General features: G+C 69.7%; 10 protein-coding genes and 1 tRNA gene. 6 read left to right on the plus strand and 5 right to left on the minus strand.

Annotation, left to right across the window (positions count from 1 at the left end):
* Positions 1 to 258, minus strand: coding sequence for a 50S ribosomal protein L27 (rpmA, locus tag J5F18_RS20035; RefSeq protein ID WP_299313744.1), 258 nt, complete (start codon positions 256 to 258; stop codon positions 1 to 3).
* Between the two features lie 30 nt (positions 259 to 288).
* Positions 289 to 600: a 50S ribosomal protein L21 gene (gene rplU / locus J5F18_RS20040; RefSeq protein ID WP_346300258.1), complete on the minus strand. Its 312-nt coding sequence runs from the start codon at positions 598 to 600 to the stop codon at positions 289 to 291.
* Positions 601 to 886: 286 nt separating this feature from the next.
* Here rplU and ispB point away from each other — a divergent pair, with 286 nt between their 5' ends.
* The 4 genes from ispB (at position 887) to J5F18_RS20060 (ending at position 2798) form a co-directional block, all read left to right on the plus strand.
* Positions 887 to 1885: an octaprenyl diphosphate synthase gene (gene ispB, locus J5F18_RS20045; RefSeq protein ID WP_346300259.1), complete on the plus strand. Its 999-nt coding sequence runs from the start codon at positions 887 to 889 to the stop codon at positions 1883 to 1885.
* A 79-nt stretch (positions 1886 to 1964) separates the two neighbouring features.
* Positions 1965 to 2041, plus strand: a tRNA-Pro gene (locus tag J5F18_RS20050).
* A gap of 240 nt (positions 2042 to 2281) precedes the next feature.
* Positions 2282 to 2554, plus strand: a complete 273-nt coding sequence (locus J5F18_RS20055) for a BrnT family toxin (RefSeq protein ID WP_346300260.1) — start codon at positions 2282 to 2284, stop codon at positions 2552 to 2554.
* Entirely contained in the window at positions 2514 to 2798 is a 285-nt protein-coding gene (locus J5F18_RS20060; protein ID WP_346300261.1) for a BrnA antitoxin family protein, read from the plus strand. The genes J5F18_RS20055 and J5F18_RS20060 overlap by 41 nt, the downstream gene beginning before the upstream one ends.
* Before the next feature lie 65 nt (positions 2799 to 2863).
* Here J5F18_RS20060 and J5F18_RS20065 read toward each other — a convergent pair whose 3' ends face one another.
* From J5F18_RS20065 to J5F18_RS20075, 3 genes are all read right to left on the minus strand, one after another.
* Positions 2864 to 3316 (minus strand): universal stress protein, encoded by a 453-nt coding sequence (locus J5F18_RS20065; RefSeq protein WP_346300262.1) that lies wholly within the window; start codon positions 3314 to 3316, stop codon positions 2864 to 2866.
* Between the two features lie 96 nt (positions 3317 to 3412).
* A complete protein-coding gene (locus J5F18_RS20070; protein ID WP_346300263.1) occupies positions 3413 to 4930 on the minus strand; it encodes an SLC13 family permease in 1518 nt (505 codons plus the stop codon).
* A 131-nt stretch (positions 4931 to 5061) separates the two neighbouring features.
* On the minus strand, positions 5062 to 5298 hold the full coding sequence (locus tag J5F18_RS20075; protein WP_346300264.1) for a hypothetical protein: 237 nt from the start codon (positions 5296 to 5298) through the stop codon (positions 5062 to 5064).
* Positions 5299 to 5462: 164 nt separating this feature from the next.
* Here J5F18_RS20075 and J5F18_RS20080 point away from each other — a divergent pair, with 164 nt between their 5' ends.
* Together J5F18_RS20080 and rapA are read left to right on the plus strand one after the other, a co-directional pair.
* Positions 5463 to 6263, plus strand: a complete 801-nt coding sequence (locus J5F18_RS20080) for a TlpA disulfide reductase family protein (protein WP_346300265.1) — start codon at positions 5463 to 5465, stop codon at positions 6261 to 6263.
* A gap of 134 nt (positions 6264 to 6397) precedes the next feature.
* A partial coding sequence (rapA, locus tag J5F18_RS20085) for an RNA polymerase-associated protein RapA (protein ID WP_346300266.1) occupies positions 6398 to 7946 on the plus strand: 1549 nt, incomplete at its 3' end.

A 7946-nucleotide genomic window follows, 5' to 3' on the forward strand; every position in this document is an offset into this window, starting at 1 on the left:
TCAGGCAGAGACGACGCTGACGAACTTGCGGTTCTTCGGACCCTTGGTCTCGAACTTGATCACACCGTCGTTCAGGGCGAACAGGGTGTGGTCGCGACCGAGGCCGACGCCGGTGCCGGCGTGGAACTTGGTGCCGCGCTGGCGCACGATGATGTTGCCGGCGGTGACGGCCTGGCCACCGAACAGCTTGACGCCAAGGCGCTTGGATTCGGAATCGCGGCCGTTACGCGTGGAGCCGGCTGCCTTCTTATGTGCCATGGAATAATCCTCCGTTCAGGGATGGGCCGCTTACGCGGAGATCCCGGTGATCTTGACTTCGGTGAACCACTGACGGTGGCCCTGACGCTTCATGTGGTGCTTGCGGCGACGGAACTTGATGATGGTGACCTTGTCGCCACGGCCGTGAGAGACGATCTCGGCGGAGACCTTGGCACCCTCGACCAGCGGCGCGCCGACCTTGACGTCGTCGCCATCGGCAACCAGCAGCACCTCGTCGAAGTCGACGGACTCGCCGGTCGGGACTTCGATCTTCTCCAGCTTGAGGGTCTGGCCTTCCTGAACGCGGTACTGCTTGCCGCCGCTCTTGATTACTGCGTACATGTCTTCTCTCCAGGACTCATCGGGGTTGGCTCTTGATCGGCCTGCTTCGAGTGGCGCCGCTTCTGGCACCATCTGACAGGGAGCGGGATGAGTGGGCCGCGCATTATAACCGTGCCCCGTCCACCGCACAACCCGGGGGCCGTGCGCGCCAGGTGCCCGGTCGGCAAGGCCCGGCGGCGCCCCTCACGGCCGCCTTGACGCCCTCAAGGGGGCCCCATAGCATGACCGGCAACCTAGGGCCAGCGGGCCCCGCCCCGGTCCCATCACTTCTGCCGATACCGCGTCCATGCCTGCCAACCTGATCACTCCCGAAAGCGCTGCCCCCTCGCCGATCCATGCCGTGGTCGCCGAGGACTTCACCGCGGTCAACCGCACCATCATGGCCCAGCTCGCCTCCCGGGTCCCGCTGGTGGAGACCATCGGCCAGTACATCATCGGCAGCGGCGGCAAGCGGCTGCGCCCGCTGCTGGTGCTGCTGGCGGCCCGCTCGCTGGGCTATGAGGGTGACAAGCACGTCACCCTGGCCACCCTGATCGAGTTCATGCACACCTCGACGCTGCTGCACGACGACGTGGTGGACGAGTCCCATATGCGCCGCGGCAAGGCCACCGCCAATGACGCCTGGGGCAACGCCCCCTCGGTCCTGGTAGGTGACTTCCTCTATTCCCGCTCCTTCCAGATGATGGTGGAGCTGGGCTCCATGCGGATCATGGCAGTGCTCTCCGGCGCTACCTGCACCATTGCCGAGGGCGAGGTGCAGCAGCTCACCAACGTGGGCAACCCGGACACCGACGAGGCGGCCTACTTCGAGACCATCCAGGGCAAGACCGCCATGCTCTTCGAGGCGGCCAGCCACAGCGGCGCGATCCTCGCCGATGCCACCCCGCAGCAGGAGAGCGCCCTGCAGCACTATGGCCGTTACCTGGGCCTGGCCTTCCAGCTGATCGACGACCTGCTCGACTACCAGGGCGACGCCGGGGTGATGGGCAAGAACGTGGGCGACGACCTGGCCGAGGGCAAGCCGACCCTGCCACTGATCCGGGCCATGGCCGCCGGCACCCAGGAGCAGGCCGCGGTGATTCGCCAGGCGATCCGCCAGGGCGGCCTCGACCATCTCGACGAGGTGCTGGCCATCGTCAACGCCACCGGCGCCCTGGACTACACCCGGACCCGCGCCGAGGAGATGGCCGACAAGGCCCTCGCGCAGCTCGAGCACCTGCCGCCCTCCCCCTACCGCGACAGCATGGCCGACCTGGCCCGTCTGGCGGTGGAGCGCAACGCCTGAGCCCGGCCCGCCGCGGGGGCTTGCAAAGCCGCCCGCGGCGGGTATAATTCGACCCCGTTGAGGCATCAGCCCAACGCGTCGGAGCGTAGCTCAGCTTGGTAGAGCGCTGCCTTCGGGAGGCAGAGGTCGTAGGTTCGAATCCTGTCGCTCCGACCAAAGAACACAGCAAAAACCGCCACTTACGGATCAAGCCGGGTGGCGGTTTTTCGTTGCGCGCCCCCCCGGGTCAGCAAGCGAATGGAGGTCGGCGGCGGGTGTAGATGGGCCAGGGCGGCACGGCTCGCGGCAATGATGTCGCCACGGATCGGGGTGCCGGACACACGGTCGCGGTACCGGGTGGCGTTGGCATACCGGCCTAACTTGGCGGGCACTATTTTTTGTGCATACACTCCAAACATGGAACTGACCTTCGACGCGGCCAAGCGCGACCAGACACTCCAGGCCCGCGGCCTCGACTTTGCCGATGCGGGTAAGGTGTTCGCCGGTCACCACTTCACCCGAGGCGACGATCGCCAGGACTATGGCGAAGACCGCTATATCACGGTGGGGCTGCTCGATGACCGGATGGTCGTACTGGTGTGGACGCCGCGCGGCGCGGCTCGCCGCATCATCTCGATGAGGAAAGCGAATGAGCGCGAACAGCAGAAATACCGGTCCCGGCTGGATTGACCCGGATGACGCCCCCGAGCTGGACGATGACTTCTTCGAGGAAGCCGACGAGTATCGCGGCGACCAACTGGTGAGGCGTGGCCGGCCCAAGGCCATGCGGCCGAAGGAACGCATCACCATCCGCCTGGATCAGGAGGTGGTCGAGGCCTTCCGTGCCACAGGCCCCGGCTGGCAGACCCGGGTCAACCAGGCCCTGAAGCGTTTTCTGCAGGAACACAGTCCCAGCGACCCCACCAGCCGGTAAACCGGGGATGTCAGATTGTGGCGTCCCTGATGGGCGGCGGCCTCGAGACCGCGCGCGCCGTTTCGTCAGGTTACGGTGATGACGGTGCAGCCGGCGGTGTGGCTGACCCGGTGAGAGACGCTGCCCACCACCATGCCCCTGAGGTCGCTCATGCCGCGACTGCCCATGACGATGGCGTCGGCGCCGAGTTCCTCGGCTGCCTCGATGATGCGCTCGCCGGGACGCCCCTGGCGAACCAGCTCCTTGACCTCGAGGCCAGCGAGATCGACCGCCCCCTTCGCCTTGCCGATCACCTGCAGGCCGGCCCGCTGAACGCCTTCGGCCAGCTTCTCGCGCTCAACCTGGGACATGGGCTCTGTACTCCCGCCCACCAGGATGCCGATGTTGTCGGGGGTCGCCTCGGCGACGTTGAGCAGTTGGAGGGTGGCGCCGCTGCTACGGGCCAGCTCGGCCGCCACCTTGAGTGCCTTCTCCGCGTGACTCGAGCCATCGATGGGAACCAGAATGGTCTTGAACATGGCGTGTCTGCCCTTCTTCAGCGATCCGGAAGACGGGGCGCAGGTCGCCCCATGTCTACAGACTAGCCGCTGCACGGGTTTCGACAATGTCCTGGATCAAGCCGCCCAGCCGAAGCCCAGCAGCGGCATGGCCAGGGCGAACACCACCAGGGTGATGATCACCAGCGCCGCCACGCTGATCAGGGCCCCGGCGCGCACCATCTCGGCGACGCTGAACCGACCGCTGGCGAAGACCACGGCGTTGGGCGGCGTGGCCACCGGCAGCATGAAGGCGCAGCTGGCCGCCATGGCCACTGGCACCGAGAGCAGCAGCGGGCTGGCGCCCAGGCTGACGGTGAGCGAGGCGGCCAGCGGCAGGATCGCCGCGGCGGTGGCGGTGTTGCTGGTGACGTGGCTCATCAGCATCACCGCCAGGGCCACCATGGCCACCATGGTCCAGCTGGGCCAGCTGCCGAAGACGCCCATGCCCTCGGCCACCACGGCGGCCAGGCCGCTCTCCTCGATGGCGGTACCGAGGCTGAGCCCCCCGCCGACCATGATCAGCACGCCCCAGGGCAGGTGCTTGGCGCTCTCCCAGTCCATCAGGAACTGGCGCTGGCGCCAGCGCGCCGGCACCACGAAGAGCAGCAGCGCCCCGATGATGGCGATGCCGGCATCGCTGAGCTCCAGGCCCAGGGCGCCCTCCAGCAGCGGCCGGGTGATCCAGGCCAGCGCCACCAGGGCGAAGATCGCCGCCACCCGCTGCTCGGGGCGCGTCATGCGCCCGAGGTCCCGGGCCTGGTCGGCGAGCATCTGCGCCACCCCGGGCACCGCGCCGCGCTCCAGGGGATAGACCAGCCGCGTCAGCAGCCACCAGGCCAGGGCCAGCAGCAGCAGCGACGGGGGCAGGGCCACCGCCATCCACTGGGCGAAGCCTATCTCGATCCCGTAGTTCTCGCCCATGAAGCCGGCCAGCAGGGCGTTGGGGGGCGTGCCGATCAGGGTGCCCATGCCGCCGATATTGGCGGCCAGGGCGATGCCCAGCAGCAGAGTCAACGCCATGTGACGGCTGGCGCCGGTGCCGCCCTGGCGCTCCAGCATGGCCAGCACCGAGAGGCCGATGGGCACCATGAGTGCGGCGGTGGCGGTGTTGCTGACCCACATGCTCAGGGCCGCGGTGGCCAGCATGAAGCCCGCCACCAGGCGATCCGGGCGACTGCCCGAGACTCGCAGCACCAGCATGGCGATGCGCCGGTGCAGCCCCCAGCGCTGGATCGCCTCGGCCAGCAGGAAGCCGCCGAGGAAAAGGAAGATCAGCGGGTTGGCGTAGGGGGCGGCCACCGCGTGGATGCTGCCCACGCCGAGCAGCGGCAGCAGTGCCACCGGCAGCAGCGCGGTGACGGCAATGGGCACCGGCTCCAGCACCCACCACACCGCCATCCAGGCGGTCAGCGCCACCACCTGCCAGGCGGCCGGGGGCATGCCGGTCGGGGCCTCCATCAGCAGCAGCAGCGCCGCCGCCAGGGGGCCGAGCAGCAGGCCGACGGTGACCTTGAGCCGCTCACGGCGCGCCTGAGGGCCCTCCGGATCGCGGGCCGCCTCCGGCTGGCCGGGGGGCGCTGGAAACTCGCTCATCTCGCTCTCCTTCTCGCTTCACCCCAGGCCCGGCCTCAGAGCCAGGGCTCCAGGCGCAGCAGGCGGCTCAGCAAAAACCGGTGTGAACCCTCGCCCGCTCGGGCGGGGAGATAAGCGGGCAGCGCGCAGCCTCAGCCCTCGTCATCGTCACCGAGCCGTCGCGCCAGCGCCTTGCGCGCCTTGTTGCGGCGGTAGAGCCGTGCCAGGGCGATCCCCACCGCCGCGACCACCATCGCCGCCAGGGTCCAGCCCTGCCAGGGGCGGGCGGCGTCTCCCATCAGGGTCTCCAGGGTGATGATCAGGATGAACCCCAGCGCCTGGCTGGCGATGGCCAGGGCGCGCAGGGTGTCGAAGGCAGGCTTGGCCATGGGGGCTCCCGCGATCAAGGTGGCGAACGGATGACAGCCATGCCGGCCGGCAGTAGGCTTGGCAGGGTCAAGGGTCGTCGAGGCGCGACGCGCCGTCAGGGTGCCCAAGTGTAACCGCTCGGGCGCCACCCGCCGACCCTGCTTCGCTCAAGGAACCCAACGCCATGGATGCCATCGCCCTCGGTCCCGTGCTGATCTCGCTCCCTCGCCTCTACGCGCTGGGTGCGGCTCTGCTGCTGCTGGCGCTGAGCGCCTGGCTGCTGGGGCTGCCGCGCCGCGAGCACGCCCACTGGTTCAACGGCCTGGTGCTGGCCTGGCTGGTGGGCGCGCGCACCGGCCACGTGCTGCTGCACCTGGACGCCTATGCCGCGGCGCCCCTGGACATCCTCAAGCTGTGGCAGCCGGGCTTTCACGGCCTCTGGGGGCTGCTCGCCGCCCTGGTCTGGACCGGCTGGGCCCTGCGCCACCACCTGCTGCGGCTGATCGGCGCCATGGCGCTGACCGTGGGAACGGCGAGCCTGTGGCTGGTGCTGGTGACCCTGGCGCCGCTGGGCGGCGGCATGCCCATCGACGAGCTGCCCGATCTCGCCCTGGAGAACCTCGACGGCGAGACCGTCAACCTGCGCGACCTGCAGGGCGAGACGGTGGTGGTCAACCTGTGGGCCACCTGGTGCCCGCCCTGCCTGCGCGAGATGCCGCTGCTGGCCGAAGCCGACGCCCGCGAGGGGGTCACGGTGGTGGTGGCCAACCAGGGCGAGGAACTGCTGCAGGTGCTGCGCTACCTGGACGACCAGGCGCTCGAGTTCCGCTACCCGCTGCTCGACCCCCGCCAGGAGCTGATGGTGCTGCTGGAGGCGCCGGGGCTGCCCACCACCCTGCTGTTCGATGCCTCCGGGCGCGCCGTGGAGCGCCACGTGGGCGAGCTCTCCCGGGCCCAGCTCGGCGCCTGGCTGGAGCGCCACTGACCGCCAACTACCACGCGGCGCGGCAAGACGCCATGCTTAAGCCGCGCCGCCCTTTGCTGTAAGATACCGCGCCCTGTTCGGTCCGCCCCGGCGGCCATGAGCGCACCCCTATCCGTATCAGCATCCGAGGCATCATGAGCGACTTCTCCCCCGGCCAGCGCTGGATCAGCGACGGCGAGGCCGAACTCGGCCTGGGCACCATCCTCAGCTGCGATGCGCGCAGCGTCACCGTGCTGTTCGGCGCCAGCCAGGAAACCCGCACCTACAGCAGCCGCCAGGCGCCGCTGACCCGGGTGGTGTTCGGCAGCGGCGACCGCATCCGCGCCGCCGAGGGCTGGACCCTGACCGTGGACGACACCAAGGAGCTCGGCGGTCTGATCGTCTATATCGGCGAGGACGAACGGGGCGAGCTCGGCGAGCTGCCCGAGGCGCGGCTCGCCGATACCATGCAGTTCGATCAGGCCCGCGACCGCCTGCTCACCGGCCAGGTGGACCGCAACGACTGGTTCGACCTGCGCTTCCGTACCCTGCACCACCATCACCGCATCGAGCAGAACCCGGCGCTGGGCCTGGCCGGCCCGCGCATCGACCTGATTCCCCACCAGCTCTACATCGCCGACGAGGTGTCGCGGCGCCACGCCCCGCGGGTGCTGCTGGCCGACGAGGTGGGGCTGGGCAAGACCATCGAGGCCGGCCTGATCCTGCATCGCCTGCTGCTCACCGGGCGCGCCGAGCGGGCGCTGATCCTGGTACCGGCGAGCCTCTGCCACCAGTGGCTGGTGGAGCTGCTGCGCCGCTTCGCCCTGGAGGTAACCCTGCTCGACGAGCAGCAGAGTCAGGCCCACGGCGACGCCAACCCCTTCGAGGCCGGGCAGATCATCCTGGCCAGCCAGGACTGGCTGTTCGCCAACCCCCATCGCCAGGCCCAGGCCCTGGCCTGCGCCTGGGACCTGCTGATCGTCGACGAGGCCCACCACCTGGACTGGAGCGAGGAGCAGGTGGGGCCGGGCTACGCCTGCGTGGGGCGCCTGGCCGCCGAGAGCGAGGGGGTGCTGCTGCTCACCGCCACCCCCGAGCAGATGGGGGTGGCGAGCCACTTCGCTCGCCTGCGTCTGCTCGACCCGGACCGCTACCACAGCCTCGAGCGCTTCCGCGAGGAGGAGGCCCACTATGTCGAGGTGGCCGAGGCGATCGACGCCCTGGAGCGCCTGCCGGGGGAGGACGCCGACCGCGGGCGGGTCGCCGCGGTGATCGACGAGGCCGACAGCCTGGCGCTGCTGGCCCTCCTGGCCAACGGCGAGGCCAGCGAGGCCCAGCGCACCGCCGCCCAGGACCAGCTGCGCGACCAGCTGCTCGACCGCCACGGCACCGGCCGGGTGATGTTCCGCAACAGCCGCCGCCACGTGGGCGGCTTCCCGGAGCGCCGCCTGCACGTCACCGAGCTCGCCCCGCCTTCCGCCTACCGCCGGGTGCTGCGCAAGCTCGAGCGCGACGAGGACTACCTGGACGAGCTCTTGATCGAGACCGGGCTCGACCACCCCGAGGTGCTGATCTATCTGGACGCCATGTACCGGGCCCTGGCCGATGATCCCTTGAACGAGGAGCCCTGGTGGCAGATCGACCCGCGGGTCACCTGGCTGCTGGAGCGCCTGGCCGACGACGGTGAGGGGGGCCTGGCGGGCG

It is taken from the genome of Halomonas sp. BM-2019 (assembly GCF_017584085.1).